Source organism: Micromonospora sp. DT81.3 (assembly GCF_049847225.1).
Taxonomy (GTDB): Bacteria; Actinomycetota; Actinomycetes; order Actinomycetales; family Microbacteriaceae; genus Microbacterium.
Genome location: NZ_JBNCNY010000001.1, coordinates 752794 through 766354 on the forward strand (window position 1 = coordinate 752794; position 13561 = coordinate 766354).

Sequence of the window (13561 nt, forward strand, 5' to 3'; positions counted from 1 at the left end):
GGGCCGCTCAGTCAGGGCCCCACACTGAGAGTTCACCAGGCGTACTCCGCGGGTGCCTCCCGACCGGGGCCGGGCCAGATCGCGTCGAGCTCTGCCAGGACGGCCGGCTCGAGCCGTACACCGCATCCGCCCAGCCGGGGCCGAAGGATGCTGGCGCGCACCGGCCCACTGAATGCAGACTTGTCGCGAGTGTCCATCGACTCGGGCACCGGATGGGATGGGAGAGCGTCATGACGGATGAGCAGGGCTTCACGGGCGAGGGCCCACCGCAGCCGGCCGAGCCGAACCCCGACCTGCAGAGCCTCGCACCGCTGATCGGCACCTGGAGCGTGACGGGCGAGGCGGAGGGCACGGTCACCTACGAGTGGACCCCCGGCGGCTTCTTCCTCCTCCAGCACGTCGAGTTGGGCGGCAACCGAGGTCTCGAGATCATCGGACACGAACGCAAGTACGGCGAGGAGCCCAGCACCGACATCCGATCCCGGTACTACGGGTTCTCCGAAGGGGAGACCCTCGACTACACCTACGAGATCATAGGTGACACGCTCACCATCTGGAGCGGCGAGAGGGGCTCGCCGGCGTACTACGAAGGCACCTTCAGCGAAGACGGCAACACCCTCACCGGCGCCTGGCACTACCCCGGCGGGGGCGGGTACACGACGGTGTCGACGCGGACAGCGGGCGGCTGAACGCCGCGAGCCTGCGCAGCGGCGGAATCACGGCGCGGACGACGCCATGGGCCACTGTGGCCCACGCCGTGGACTACGCAGTCGCCGACACGGTGCCGACGCGAACGAGATTCCCGCTCCGGTCGACGAGCGCGAACTCGCGCATGCCGTACTCGGTGTCCGAAGGTGGAATCAGCCGACTGCCTGTTTCAGGGTCATCCACGACGACGTCGGACCAGGCACGGAACAGCTCGTCGGCGTTATCGACGAACAGGTAGCACGTACCAGCCGTCGCGAGGGGATCGACGTCTTCGTCCCGGACGAAGTGAAGCTCGATCCCTCCCCGGCCGACGATGAGGTAATCCCACTCGTCCGGGGCGGCCCCACGATTCTCGAATCCGAGGGACGCGTAGAACTCGAGCGTCTGCTCGAGGTCGCGACTGGGCAGGATGGGGACGGCGCGCTCGCTCACGGCTGCAGGCTACCCGGGCGGACCCGCCGCGGCAACGGCGTCGGAGCGCATCATCCACGGCCGTTCTGGCGGCTTCGCGGTCCGTACGGCGAGACTCTCACGCCCCCGTGCGGGAACGTTGCCGCCCACCGATGTGTGGATCGGTGGGCGGCAACGTCTGCTTTCAGCGTCGAACCGCCGTTCCTAGCCTCGGATGAGCTCCCGCGCCTGCTGGACCAGCTCGCGGATCTCTTCTTCGGTGACGGGAATGTTGGCGTTGTCAAGGCGAGCGCGGAGGATCTCCTCGAGGTCGGCCCGCGGGTGCAGCTTCAGCCAGGCGATGACCTTCAGAAGGATGGCCCGGATCCGCTTGTCGATCCCGCTGTCCACCACCTTCACGGTGCCGACCTGCTCGACCTCAGCCGCCGAGGTCCCCAGGTAGACGGCGACATCTCCTGTCGGCACGACCCACTTGTCGGCGTCGGAGTTCCAGTACGAGAAGTCCCGCCGGTCCAGCGTGATCTTCACCTGTTCGCCGGTTCCCGCGTCGAGCTCCACCTTGGCGTAGCCGGCGAGCTTGAGCGGCGGGGAATCGACACCGGGAAGTGCGCCCAGGTACACCTGCACCACCTCGGTCCCCGTACGATCTCCGACGTTGTCCAGACGCAGCTGCACATCGACCGTGTCCTTTCCCCCGGTGGTGCGGATGGACTTGCCGACCTTGACCTGGTCGGCCGAGAAATCGGTGTAGGACAGACCGTGCCCGAAGGCGAACAGCGGATCCACCCCCGCGGCGAGGTAGCCGCGGTAGCCGACGTTGACACCCTCCGAGAACTCGACGTCCAGGTTGTCGATTCCCGCCCACGGGTTCTCCACCCCGAGCGGCAGTTCGCTCTCGCTGCGCGGGTACGAGATCGGGAGGTGACCGGACGGATCCTCGTCACCGAACAGGATCGAGGTGAGCGCGTTGCCCTCCTCCTGTCCGCCGAAGTAGCTCTGCAGCACCGCCGGGGCCTGGTCGAGCCATGGCATGGTCACGCCTCCGCCGGTCGCGAGCACGACGACGGTGTTCGGGTTGACCGCAGTGACAGCACTGATGAGCTGGTCGGCGCTCTGAGGGAGCTTCAAGGAGACACGGTCGCGCTCCTCACCCTCGAGCGTGCGCACGTACACCACCGCGACGTCGGAACTCGCCGCCGCCTCGACCGCGAGTTGCGCGGACGGCGACAGGGCGCCTTCCGGCGTTGACCACTGCAGCAGGAACGTGCCCGGCTGAAGACCCACCAGAGGACGTGTCTGCGAGTACTCCACCCGCAGGTCGTACTCTTCGCCGGCCGTCAGCTCCAGAGGTGCCGAGCGCACGTCGCGACGACCGTTCTCGCCCGTCATATCGATGATCAACTCGTCGTTCATGTAAACGCGCGCGTCACCCCAGCCGGTGGCGCCCAGCACGTACGTGCCACTGGTCGGGGGCGCGAGCGTGCCGGTGTAGCGCACCGACTGATCCCCGCCCCCGGCGGGACCGCCGAGTGACGGCGTGGGCTCGACTTGAGACGCGTACAGGCTGGCGAAGGCCGGCCCGCCACCGAGGAACCCGACGTCGTACGCGACCTGCCGCTCTGTACGCTCCACACCGGCCGGGCCGCTCCAATCGGCAGTCGGGTAGTAGCGCGCGGTGAGACCGTTACCGTCCCCGACCTCGGGCCGAAGCACCGAAGAGGGTACGGCCGTCATATCCGCCGTCTCGATCATGTTGGCAGGGGTGACCGGGTCATTGCCAGGCTCGTAGCGCACCTCGGCGCCAGTCGCCGCACCGCGAGCGGTGAGCGCATCGACAAGGGACACGGTGTACGTCGGCTGAACGTATGCCGAGCCGGAGAGCGCCGAGGGAATGTTGGCGTCGCCACCGATCACCGCGACCGAGCCGACAGCCGGGTCCAGGGGCAGCACACCGTCCTCGTTCTGCAGCAGGGTGATCGCATCCTCCTCCACCTCGCGGGCGATCGCCCCGTGCTCCTCGACCGGAATCGCCGTGGGGGTGTAGTCGTTGTCGAAGACCCCGATGGCGAACATCGTGCGCAGGATGCGCAGCACCGACCGATCGACCAGCGACACCGGCACCTCGCCGGACTGCACCGCGGCAAGCAGTGCGCCGTCGTAGAAGGCGGCCGTGCCGGTCTCCATGTCGGTGCCGGCGACGATGGAGGGGACTGTGGAGTGGATGGCGCCGAAGTCCGTGATCACGAACCCGGTGAAGCCCAGCTGATCGCGCAGCACCGTGTCGAGCGCGTACTCGTCTTCACAGGCGTACACGCCGTTGATCTTGTTGAACGAGCACATGACCGACCCGAGGTCGGCCTCGCGAATCGCGTTCTCGTACGCGTACGTGTGCACCTCGTGAAGCGCCCGCTCGTCGATGATCGAGTTCTGGCCGAGCCCTCGGTTCACCTCCTGCGTGTAGCCGGTGTAGTGCTTCAGGTTGGCGATGACGTTCCGCTCCTGCACCGTCTGCACGAACGGCACGACCATCGAGGAATTGAGGTCCGGGTCCTCGCTCGCCGTCTCGGCCTGGCGACCCCAGAACGGGTTGCGGGTCGGGTCCGAGTTGGGTCCCAGGAGCATCTCGTGGCCCGTCTGGCGGGCCTCGTCCGCGACCACGCCCGCGTAATCACGAGCGCGGTCCGGGTCCCAGGTGGCGGCCAGCGCCTGGTTGGCCGGGAGCGCCGTCGCTGTGTCCCCTGTCCCGGGCAGCGTCCATCCGCGGGATGCGATACCCGCGGTGGCATCCGCCATTCGAAGTTCGGGGATGCCCAACCGGTCGATCGGGCCGTTGTAGAAGGCGGACGGGGCTTCGCCCTGGTCCCCCGTCATCAGCTCGACCTTCTCCTCCAGCGTCATCTCCTGCAGGACGAGCGCTGCGCGCTCATCCGGAGACAGCGCTGTGTTCATCCACGCAGGATCCTGCGCAAAGGCGGCCTGCGCCGGTAGAACGCTGATCGTGAGAGCGGCTGCCGCTACTCCGACCAGGACGCGTGCGCGGGTGCTTCCCGCGAACACGCTCGTAGATTTCTTCATTGAAGCCCAATCGATGTGGGGATGGGCCGCGGCGTTCCATCGTCGGACCGCTGCGGTGTGGAGTCCCGGGTCTATCCGAGTTCAGAAAGGCGGAGCAAGGGGTAGACGCGGAGGTGGCCGAGGTGGGATAAGCGCTCTTTTTGGACCGGCGCCGCGTGGGTACTCAGGGCCGAGCGCGGTCCGGTGAGGAATGTGCGGTCACGGCTCCCGTTGCATTTCCTGCCACACGCGGCTCAGGTTTGCGCGGCGCGCGGCAAGAACTGCAGCGCGGGCGCGCTGCGCGGGCCAGGCAGCGTCAGGTACAGGGCACCGATGTCCCCACCGGGTGCAAGCCCTAGCCGAGCTCGTCCCTGCGGCGCGCGAGATACGCGATCTCGGCGGTGTTGCCGGTGAGCGCGATGGCCCTGTCGTAGGCGGTGCGCGACTCGCCGTCGCGCCCCAGTCTGCGCAGCAGCTCCGCGCGGGCGGCGTGCAGCGCGTGGTACCCGTTCAGCGCGTCACCGAGGCGGTCGATCTCAGCGAGCCCCTCCTGCGAACCCCGCAGCTCCGCGATCGCGATCGCCCTGTTGAGAGCGACGATCGGTGACGGGTCGAGGCGGACCATCCGGTCGTAGAGGGCGAGTACCTGCGACCAGTCGGTGGCGCGGGCATCCCGCGCGTCGGTGTGCACCGCGTTGATCGCGGCCAGCAGCTGGTACCGCCCGGGAGCCACCCCCGCACCCAGGCGCTCGCGCACGAGGGTATGGCCCTCCTCGATCAGCGCGCGATCCCATGCGTCGCGGTCCTGGTCGCCGAGGGCAACCAGCTCCCCCTCGGGCGAGATCCGCGCCGGGCGACGAGCCTCGATGAGAAGCATGAGGGCCAGCAGGCCGGCCGCCTCGCCGTCCTCGGGCAGCAGCGTGCGGATCAGGCGAGCGAGCCGGATCGCCTCGGCCGTGAGGTCGGGACGCACGGGGTCCTCACCCGGGCCGGTGGCGAGGTAGCCCTCGTTGAAGATGAGGTACAGCACCGCGAGCACCCCGCTGATGCGCAGCGGCAGATCACGAGCGGCCGGCACCCTGTAGGGGATGCGGGCGGCCGCGATCTTGCGCTTGGCCCGGGTGATCCGCTGCCCGATGGTGCCCTCCTGCACGAGGAAGGCGGCGGCGATCTCCGGCACCGTCAGACCACCCACCATGCGCAGCGTGAGCGCCACCCGCGCCTCCATCGCCAGCGCCGGATGAGCGCAGGTGAACATGAGCCGCAGACGGTCGTCGTCGATGACCCCGAGCGGCTCGGGCGGCTCTCGGTCGGAGAGCATCAGCGCCTCCCGATGTTTCTCGTCGCGCCGGCTCTCGCGCCGGATCCTGTCGATGGCCTTGCGGTGCGCGGTCGTGGTGAGCCACGCACCGGGATTGGGCGGAACGCCGTCGACCGGCCACCGCTCGACGGCGGTCGCGAAGGCCTCGGCCGCCGCCTCTTCGGCGATGTCGAGATCGCCGAAGCGCTTGGCGAGCGAGGCGACCACCCGGGCCCACTCCTGATGGTGGACTCGGGTGATCGCGTCGCGCGCGTCGATCAGGCCCCCACCCCCAGGAACGGGCGCACCTCGACCCGCCGATTGCACGCCCTGGAGCCATCCGTCATGAGCGCGAGTGCGACGTCGAGGTCGGGGGCGTCGATGATCCAGAAGCCGGCCATGTGCTCCTTCGACTCCAGGAAGGGGCCGTCCGTGAACACGGGCTCCTCGCCGCGTCCGTCGATGACCGTCGCCGTGCTCGGGTCTGCGAGGCCGCCGGCGAACACCCAGTGACCGCCGGCTCGAAGGCGGTCGTTGAAGTCGTCGATCGCCACCATCTCCTCCGCCGTGCCGGAGTTCGTCTTGTCATCGATCACGGATACCAGATACTGCATCTCGCACCTTTCGGGACGTGGTTGTGGATCGTACCGCTATGCATACCGGGGACGACCGGCGGGGCGGTAGGTCTGTGCGAGGATGCCGGTCGCGAACCGGCGCGAATCCACCAGTTCGAGCGAGAAGTCCTTGCCCGCCTCGGGAAACAGACGCGTGCCGGCACCGACGATCACGGGGCACACGATCAGCGTCATCTCATCGACGAGTTCGCGTTCGAGCAGCCAGCGGATGAGCCGGCCGCTGCCGTGCACCTGCAGCTCGCCGCCCGGCTTCTCCTTCAGCGCACGGATGCCGGACTCGAGGTCTCCGGAGAGCACCGTCGTGTCGGCCCACTGCGGGTCGGTGAGAGTGTTCGATGCGACGAACTTGGGTCGTGAGTTCAGGGCGCTCACGAACGGGTTGTCGAAGTCGTCCCGCACCCCCCAGTACCCGGCGAAGAGCTCGTAGGTGCGCCGGCCGAACAGGAACGCGTCCGCCCGCTGATAGCACTCGCCGATGTAGCCGGTAGACTCCTCATCCCCCACCGGCAGGGCCCAGCCACCGCGGTCGAATCCGGGGTCGAGCGTCGGGTTGTTGCCCCCGTTGGCCTGCATCACGCCGTCGACGGTGATCTGCGTGTTGGTGACGAGCTTCATGATGGGCATCCTCCTCTGGGCCGCCCCGCGGGCGACCTCTCACCCTTACTACGAACGGCGGCGCGCCCATCCGACACGTCGTCGGAAACCCGTGAGGCGGGGTCGTACGAAAACACCGACCGCGGGCGTTCCACCCCGGCACGGGAGATCGGCTTACTGGGTGGAACGGCCGTTGATCGCCCTCCTGCCCCCGCTTAGATTCGCACCAGCCGGGGGTCGAATGCACCCCCGCCGCTCGGTCGGGTACCGCAGACCGCATCGCCGCACCGGAGGATGTCGCCCCGGCACTGCCGAGCCACACCAGGAACGATCGAAGGAGATCACGTGAGATCGTCAATACGCTCCGCCGTCGGCCTCGTCGCCGCGGCAGCGCTCGGCGCAGGAATGATGCTTGCGGGAACGGCCGCCGGCAACGGGAATGGCAACGGCAACGGGCTGGGTGGACAGCCGGCGACGGCCAGCCAGATCTATCTGGACGAGATCAAGGACTACGGCGTCTGCCGCGGCCTCGACCCCGCGTGCTACAACGAGTGGGGCAACGGCTGGGTGGAGGGTGAGCAGAAGCGCATCCTCATCTGGAGCCGCACGGCGGGTCCGCGCCACGCCCATCTCGGCACACCGCTGGCGCCGGGGCTCAACCCGCCGCTGAACGCCGACAACGTCGCGCAGGCCGGTCTCAAGGCGTGGGCGGAAGAGCGCGGCATCGCCGTCGACTACACCGAGGACCTCGCCTCGTTCTCGCGGCTGAACAACTACCAGGCCGTCGTCTTCCTCAGCTCCAACCGCGACACCCTCGACGACACGGCTCAGACGAACCTGATGCAGTACGTCCGCGGCGGCGGCGGTTTCGTCGGCATCCACAACGCATTCGGTGCCGAATACCACTGGGAGTACTACGAGGGCCTGCTGGGCGGCGCGAACTTCTACAACCACGGCCCCAATCGCGACGGAACGGTCGAGACGATCAACGGCAGGGACGTGTCGACCTCCTTCCTGCCCGAGACGTGGGCGTTCAAGGACGAGTGGTACAACCTGACGCCCTACCCGAGCTTCGTCAACGTGCTGCTCGAGGTCGACCGGGCCACGAGCGAGGCCACCGTCGCCGGCCACGGCGAATCGCACCCCGTGAGCTGGTGCCAGTACTACGACGGCGGCAAGGCGTGGCTGACCACGCTCGGCCACGACGCCGCGGCCTGGACCGCCGCTCCGTTGCCGGGCGACGAGTTCTTCAAGCGGCACGTGATGGAGGGCCTGGAGAGCGCCATGGGCATCAAGCCCTTCTGCGCGGCCTGATCTTTCCCGCGTCACGGCGAGTCATGAGGGGCCCGGGGCCGGCATCGCCGGTTCCGGGCCCATTCGTCGGGCCCAGAACGAGACGCATCCTCCCACGACAGAGATGATTCGTCCGCCCAGAAGGACACGTCCCGATGCCGCCGGTTCCACTGGATGGGACGGATGCGGCATCGGCTCTGCGTTTCCTTGCCGTTGCCCGAACGCCCCCGCATACTGCACTCATGCGAACCGCTCAATGGAGCGAGCCGGTGTCCGTGCTCGACCGGATCATCGCCGTCCTCGAGGCGGTTCGCGAGTCGCACGGCTCGACGACGATCACGCAGATCGCGCGTGCGACGGGCATCCCGAAGTCCACCGTCTCGCGCCTGGTCGCCGATCTCGTGCGCCAGCGCTACCTCTCGCGGACCGACGACGGCGTGGGGATCGGGCTGCGCCTCTTCGAACTCGGTGCGCGCACGAGCACCCCTCGCCGCCTGACCGTCGCCGCCCTTCCGGTGCTGGCGGAGCTGTTCAACGCCACCGGCGAGCACCTGAACGTGGCCGTGCGCGACGGACGCGACATGCTCTCAGTGATCTCCGTTCGAGGCCGGCTCCGACCCGCGCCCTCGCGCGCGGGCGTTCGCGTCCCCTCGGCGACGACGGCCCTCGGCAAGGCCGTGCTGGCGTTCACCACGGAGGAGTCCGTGCTGCGCAGGATCACGACGGGGCTCGACCCGCGGGCCCGCCACGCTCTCGAGCGCGAGCTCGCGGAAGTACGCACATCGTCGGTCGCGATCGATCGCTGTCAGACGTTCCCCGGCGTGGTCGGCGTGGCCAGCCCCATCCTCTCTCCGGAGCACCAGCCGGTCGCGGCGATCTCGGTGGCGGGGCCGGTCGCCGACATGGATGCGGAGCGGATGGTGCCGCTGGTGCGCCGTGCCGCTCTGGCGCTGACGCACCGGCTGGCGCTGCAGGTGGCATGACGGATGCCGCTCCCGACGCGCTCGGAGTCCTCGACCGGATCACGGCCGTCTTCGAGGCCTTCGATGGCGATGATCGCGGTCTCGGCATCTCCGAGCTCGCACTGCGCGCTGGCCTGCCCAAGTCCACCGTTTCCCGCATCGTCGCCGGCCTGGTGCGTCAGCGCTACCTCGAGCGGGACGGAGCCCTCATCCACCTGGGCCTGCGGCTGTTCGAACTCGGCCAGCTCGCGGAGATGCCGCAGGAGCTGCGGATCGCGGCCCTCCCCGTCATGGCGGAGCTCCGCAACGCGACCGGCGAATCGGTGCAGCTCGCCATACGCGACGGGGCGGAGATGATGTGCATCGCGGTCATGCGCGCGCGAGCGCCCGCTCCATCCGCCTCGCGCATCGGCGAACGTGCTCCCCTCCACGCGACCGCTCTCGGGAAGGTGCTGCTCGCCCATTCGCCCGCCAACGAGATCGAGAAGATCCTCCCTGGGATGCCGACAGAGTGGGCACCCGACGCGACGGCCGAGCTGGGGCGGCTGAAGCGCGAGCTGGCCGAGATCCAGCGCACGGGGGTCGCCCTCGAGAGCGTGGAGTCCGGTCACGACATCGCGGGTGTCGCGAGCCCCGTGGTCTTCCCGTCGTGGGGTGCGATCGCGGCGCTCGGACTGCGAGGGCCTACTGAGCGATTCGATCCGGCGCGTGCGGCATCGGCGGTCCGCGAGGCCGCGCACAGTGTGGAGTGCCGTCTCAGTGCGAACCGAGGTCGGTAGGCCGATCCGTCATCGTCGCCACGATCATGTCTCCGATGAGCCGACGGTGCGAGTGCTGCAGCGCCGGCTCGAGCATGTCCCTCTTGAAGATCGCGGCGAAGGTATGCCGGTTCGCGACATGGAAGCACGCGTAGGCGCTGATCATCATGTGCACGTCGAGGGCGTCGATGTCGTCCCGGAAGACGCCGTCCCGCACTCCCCGATCGATGACCTGCTCGAGCACCGTGATGGCCGTCGCGTTCTCCCGCAGGATCGTCTCGGAACGCCGCAGATGCTCCGCGCGGTGGATGTTCTCGATGCTGACGAGCTGGATGAACTCCTCGTGCGTGGTGTGGTGGTCGTACGTCGCCTCCGCGAGCCTGCGGAGGGCATCCTCCGGCGAGAGCTCGTCGATCTGGATGCCGCGCTCGACGCGGCGGATCTGCGCATAGACCCGTTCCAGCACGGTGAGGTAGAGACCTTCCTTCGACCCGAAGTAGTAGTAGATCATCCGCTTCGTCGTCCGCGTGCGTGCGGCGATCTCATCGACCCGGGCGCCCGCGTATCCGTTCGCGGCGAACTCCGCCGTCGCCACCTCGAGGATGTCCTCGCGGGTGCGCGCAGCGCGTCTTGTCTGCCCGATGTCGCTGGCCTCGCTCAGCCGATCGGTCATCGGGGGCTCCCTCCGCCGCCGTGCGCCCCGCACTCTCGCATCATCGCCGGCGCCGAGGCGGGATCCGGGCGTACGCAGCCCGTCATCCCGGTCTTCCCGACCGCTCCTCCACCTCGACGAGGGTGCGGAAATGCCGTTCCATCCGATCGCGATCGGGTCGTCGGCCCGTGATGATGTGCAGACTAGCGTATGCCTGGCCGACGGCCATCCGGCCTCCATCCAGCACGGGGTGGCCGCGCTCGGCGGCCTGCCGGATCAGCTCCGTCTCGAGCGGCCGGTAGACCACATCCGAGACCCACGAGCCCGGCGGCAGCAGACCGACGTCGAACGCGACCCCCTGGTGGTGCAGCATCCCCAGCGGCGTGGCGTGCACGACTCCCTCCGCGTGCGCGATGGCTCCGGCGAGCCCGTCGGTGGGCACGGTGGCGATCGTCTGCGCCGGGAAGAGGCGGCGCATGCGCGCCGCCAGATCTTCGGCTCGTCGATCGTCCACGTCCGACAGGTCCAGCCGGGCGGTGCCGCACGACAGCAGAGCGTACGCGGTGGCCGCACCCGCGCCTCCGCATCCCACCTGCACGACGCGTTCGAACGACGCCCCCGGCAGCCCCGCGATCAGCCCGTCGCGGTAGCCCATCCAATCGGTGTTGTACCCGATCATGCGTCCGCCGTCGAAGACGACGAGGTTGACGGCACCGAGGCGCTCGGCATCCGGATCGAGCTGATCGACGATGCCGAGCACCAGCTGCTTGCAGGGGTGGGTGATGTTCATCGCCGCGTACCCGACGCTCTGCGCGTCGCGCAGGAGGACGCCGACGTCCGTGGCCTCCTTGCCGAGCTGCAGGAGGTCGAGGATGCGGTATTCGTACTCGATGCCGAGGGCGGCGGCCTCCACCTCGTGCATCGCCGGAGAGAGGGATGCGGTGATGCCTTCGCCGATCAGTCCGACCAGGTATCCGGTGCCGGGCGGATGCGGGGAGAGGCCCGTGCTCCGCTCGCCCGGTGTCACGAGGCGTCCGGCATCTCGAAGTCGACGGTCGCGAGCGAGGTCTTCACGGGTGCGGAGATGCGGAGCACCTCGGCGTGCGCCGGGTGCCGCGTGTAGGCCTCGAGGCCCTCGAGGTCGGCGAAGTCCGCGACGAGAGCGAGCTCGTACGACGCGGGTCCGCCGTGTACGTCGGTGCCCACGCTCATGCTGAGCAGCTCGGGGATCTGCGCGGGGAGGGCGCGCAGCAGCGACATCCAGTGCTCCCGCTGCTCTGCGGTGAACGCCGGCGAGAACCGGAAGACGGCGACATGGCGGATCATGCGGGCACCCGCTTCGTGGCCTCGCCGCGCTGCTGATACTGGGCGGCCAGGCGGACGGGCGCGTTCAGCGCCCCGTAGCCCTCGTAGCGTCCCCGCCGCTCCACGACCTCGAGGAAGACCGTGCCGATCGGGCGCGTGTAGAAGTGCAGGAACTCCCCCGCCTCGTCGCGGTCGTACAGAACGTTCAGCTCCTTCAGTTCGGACAGCAGCGAAGGGTCGATGTCGTACCGCGCTTCGATGTCGTCGTAGTAGTTGGCCGGGATCTCGAGGGGGTGGAATCCCCGCGCCCTCGCCGATCGCGCCAGTGCGAGGACGTCGGATGCCGCGAACGCGATGTGCTGGGGAAGGATGGCGTCCCGATCGGCACCCGATGGCACGAGGTTGAGAGCGATTCGGACGGTGCCGTCCGCGCTCTTGAGCACCTGGCTGCGCACGAGACCCACGGGCGCCGCGACCTCCATCGACGGCTGTGTGCGCAGGTCGAGCACGGAGTGGAAGAAGAGCACGCCCGCGTCGAAGTGCTGCCACGGCTGCGCGAGGTTCACGTGATCCACGGAGAGGATTCCGCCCACTCCGTCGCCGTCGGGCGCACCGAACTCGCTCACCCATCGCGGCTCGGCATCCGTCGCGGCACCGAAGAAGACCTCCGAGCCGTCGGGCGCGCGCACGCCCACCAGCGGCTCGTCGCCGGCACCCTCCTCGCGGGGGATCTCCGGCGCGAAGAGCTCCGTCGCCCGCAGCAGGGCGGCTGAGGGATCCCGCACGGAGAGCCCGATGCCGGCGACGGTCGGCTGCGGGCGGTCGGACCCCGGGGCGCCGAGCACGATGCGGGCGGCGCCCTGCGACCACAGCTCGACGGTCTTCGTGCGGTGACGACCATGGGCGCGAAACCCCAGCTGGGCGAGCAGCGCCCGCATGTCGTCGGTGTCGTCGGGGCGCAGCTCGACGTAGCTGAGTCCGGCCGGCGGATCGACCGCGGGCAGCGCGGATGGGGCCATCCCCGCGGCGCGCCCGCCCGCGGACGCGCCGAGCCACGATGCCGTCTCGTGCTCGAGCCATCGGAGGGACCGCCGCGCGTCGATCGCGGTGGTCAACGGGTCGGACTGACGGAAGGTGTCGTTGAAGATCTCGAGCGAGACGGGGCCGTCATATCCGGTGCGTGCCAGGTGGCCCATGAACGCCCCGAGGTCGAAGCCGCCCTCGCCGGGGAACAGCCGGTGGTGACGGCTCCACGACAGCACGTCCATCGAGAGCAGCGGCGCGTCGGCGAGCTGCACGAAGAAGATCTTGTCGGCCGGGATCGTCTCGATCGCCTCGGGGTTGTGACCCTTGGAGAGGATGTGGAAGCTGTCGAGGCACACCCCGATGCGGGGGTGATCTGCCAGGCGCACGATGCGCGCCGCCTGCTCGTAGCTGTCGACGAACCGCCCCCAGGCCAGGGCCTCGTATGCCACGCGCACGCCGAATCGCTCCGCGAGATCACCCAGTTCGCGCAGCTGCACGGCGGCAAGCTGCTCGTCGCCGCTGCGCGCGGTGCCCACGTTGCTGCAGAGCAGCATCGTGTCGATGCCTAAGCGGTTCATGAGCGCGAACTTCGCCCCCGCGCGTCGCAGGTTCTGGGCGAGCAGGTCGGGGCCGACTCCTTCGAAGTCCCGGAAGGGCTGGTAGAGGTCGAGCGAGAGCCCGAGCTCCGTCGCGCGATCGCGGATGGTCTCCGGCGAGTACGGCGACGCGACGAGGTCCGGCTCGAAGATCTCCACACCGTCGAACCCCGCAGCGCGCGCGGCGACGAGCTTCTCATCGAGCGTTCCGCTGAGGCACACCGTGGCGACCGACGTTCGCATGACACCTCCCGTAGGCACCGTCCT

14 protein-coding genes are annotated in these 13561 nt (G+C 69.1%); 4 read left to right on the plus strand and 10 right to left on the minus strand.

What is annotated here, in order from left to right; genetic code table 11:
* Window positions 1-32: 32 nt before the first annotated feature.
* Complete coding sequence (locus tag ACPW96_RS03665; RefSeq protein ID WP_425882050.1) at window positions 33-161, minus strand: hypothetical protein; 129 nt, start codon at window positions 159-161, stop codon at window positions 33-35.
* Window positions 162-230: 69 nt separating this feature from the next.
* Between ACPW96_RS03665 and ACPW96_RS03670 the strand changes: the two genes are divergently transcribed.
* Window positions 231-689 (plus strand): hypothetical protein, encoded by a 459-nt coding sequence (locus ACPW96_RS03670; protein ID WP_425819024.1) that lies wholly within the window; start codon window positions 231-233, stop codon window positions 687-689.
* 73 nt (window positions 690-762) lie between these two features.
* Here ACPW96_RS03670 and ACPW96_RS03675 read toward each other — a convergent pair whose 3' ends face one another.
* The 5 genes from ACPW96_RS03675 to ACPW96_RS03695 form a co-directional block, all read right to left on the minus strand.
* The gene (locus ACPW96_RS03675; protein ID WP_425882051.1) at window positions 763-1140 is read right to left on the minus strand and encodes a bleomycin resistance protein; all 378 of its coding nucleotides are present in this window, start codon (window positions 1138-1140) and stop codon (window positions 763-765) included.
* Window positions 1141-1323: 183 nt separating this feature from the next.
* Window positions 1324-4068, minus strand: coding sequence for a glycoside hydrolase family 3 C-terminal domain-containing protein (locus ACPW96_RS03680; RefSeq protein WP_425882052.1), 2745 nt, complete (start codon window positions 4066-4068; stop codon window positions 1324-1326).
* A gap of 460 nt (window positions 4069-4528) precedes the next feature.
* A complete protein-coding gene (locus ACPW96_RS03685) occupies window positions 4529-5755 on the minus strand; it encodes an RNA polymerase sigma factor (protein WP_425882141.1) in 1227 nt (408 codons plus the stop codon).
* Window positions 5752-6087, minus strand: a complete 336-nt coding sequence (locus ACPW96_RS03690) for a YciI family protein (RefSeq protein ID WP_425819019.1) — start codon at window positions 6085-6087, stop codon at window positions 5752-5754. Before ACPW96_RS03690 ends, ACPW96_RS03685 begins: the two co-directional genes overlap by 4 nt.
* A 36-nt stretch (window positions 6088-6123) precedes the next feature.
* Window positions 6124-6723, minus strand: a complete 600-nt coding sequence (locus ACPW96_RS03695) for a dihydrofolate reductase family protein (protein WP_425819017.1) — start codon at window positions 6721-6723, stop codon at window positions 6124-6126.
* 324 nt (window positions 6724-7047) lie between these two features.
* Here ACPW96_RS03695 and ACPW96_RS03700 point away from each other — a divergent pair, with 324 nt between their 5' ends.
* The 3 genes from ACPW96_RS03700 (at window position 7048) to ACPW96_RS03710 (ending at window position 9736) form a co-directional block, all read left to right on the plus strand.
* On the plus strand, window positions 7048-8016 hold the full coding sequence (locus ACPW96_RS03700; protein ID WP_425882053.1) for a ThuA domain-containing protein: 969 nt from the start codon (window positions 7048-7050) through the stop codon (window positions 8014-8016).
* Window positions 8017-8237: 221 nt separating this feature from the next.
* Window positions 8238-8978, plus strand: coding sequence for an IclR family transcriptional regulator (locus ACPW96_RS03705; protein WP_425882054.1), 741 nt, complete (start codon window positions 8238-8240; stop codon window positions 8976-8978).
* A complete protein-coding gene (locus ACPW96_RS03710) occupies window positions 8975-9736 on the plus strand; it encodes an IclR family transcriptional regulator (RefSeq protein WP_425882055.1) in 762 nt (253 codons plus the stop codon). Before ACPW96_RS03705 ends, ACPW96_RS03710 begins: the two co-directional genes overlap by 4 nt.
* Here the strand turns inward: ACPW96_RS03710 and ACPW96_RS03715 are convergent.
* From ACPW96_RS03715 to ACPW96_RS03730, 4 genes are all read right to left on the minus strand, one after another.
* Window positions 9714-10388: a TetR family transcriptional regulator gene (locus tag ACPW96_RS03715; RefSeq protein ID WP_425882056.1), complete on the minus strand. Its 675-nt coding sequence runs from the start codon at window positions 10386-10388 to the stop codon at window positions 9714-9716. The genes ACPW96_RS03710 and ACPW96_RS03715 overlap by 23 nt on opposite strands.
* A gap of 82 nt (window positions 10389-10470) precedes the next feature.
* Complete coding sequence (locus ACPW96_RS03720; protein WP_425819007.1) at window positions 10471-11394, minus strand: shikimate dehydrogenase; 924 nt, start codon at window positions 11392-11394, stop codon at window positions 10471-10473.
* Window positions 11391-11693, minus strand: a complete 303-nt coding sequence (locus ACPW96_RS03725) for a Dabb family protein (protein WP_425819005.1) — start codon at window positions 11691-11693, stop codon at window positions 11391-11393. The genes ACPW96_RS03720 and ACPW96_RS03725 overlap by 4 nt, the downstream gene beginning before the upstream one ends.
* Entirely contained in the window at window positions 11690-13537 is a 1848-nt protein-coding gene (locus tag ACPW96_RS03730) for a bifunctional sugar phosphate isomerase/epimerase/4-hydroxyphenylpyruvate dioxygenase family protein (RefSeq protein WP_425882057.1), read from the minus strand. Before ACPW96_RS03730 ends, ACPW96_RS03725 begins: the two co-directional genes overlap by 4 nt.
* Between the last annotated feature and the right edge of the window lie 24 nt (window positions 13538-13561).

Excerpts from the sequence above, each read along its gene's own strand:
- ACPW96_RS03710 (WP_425882055.1), top strand. The coding sequence starts at position 8,975 with ATGACGGATGCCGCTCCCGACGCGCTCGGAGTCCTCGACCGGATCACG.
- ACPW96_RS03690 (WP_425819019.1), bottom strand. The coding sequence starts at position 6,087 with ATGCAGTATCTGGTATCCGTGATCGATGACAAGACGAACTCCGGCACG.
- ACPW96_RS03725 (WP_425819005.1), bottom strand. The coding sequence starts at position 11,693 with ATGATCCGCCATGTCGCCGTCTTCCGGTTCTCGCCGGCGTTCACCGCA.
- ACPW96_RS03730 (WP_425882057.1), bottom strand. The coding sequence starts at position 13,537 with ATGCGAACGTCGGTCGCCACGGTGTGCCTCAGCGGAACGCTCGATGAG.
- ACPW96_RS03680 (WP_425882052.1), bottom strand. The coding sequence starts at position 4,068 with ATGAACACAGCGCTGTCTCCGGATGAGCGCGCAGCGCTCGTCCTGCAG.
- ACPW96_RS03715 (WP_425882056.1), bottom strand. The coding sequence starts at position 10,388 with ATGACCGATCGGCTGAGCGAGGCCAGCGACATCGGGCAGACAAGACGC.
- ACPW96_RS03670 (WP_425819024.1), top strand. The coding sequence starts at position 231 with ATGACGGATGAGCAGGGCTTCACGGGCGAGGGCCCACCGCAGCCGGCC.
- ACPW96_RS03695 (WP_425819017.1), bottom strand. The coding sequence starts at position 6,723 with ATGAAGCTCGTCACCAACACGCAGATCACCGTCGACGGCGTGATGCAG.
- ACPW96_RS03705 (WP_425882054.1), top strand. The coding sequence starts at position 8,238 with ATGCGAACCGCTCAATGGAGCGAGCCGGTGTCCGTGCTCGACCGGATC.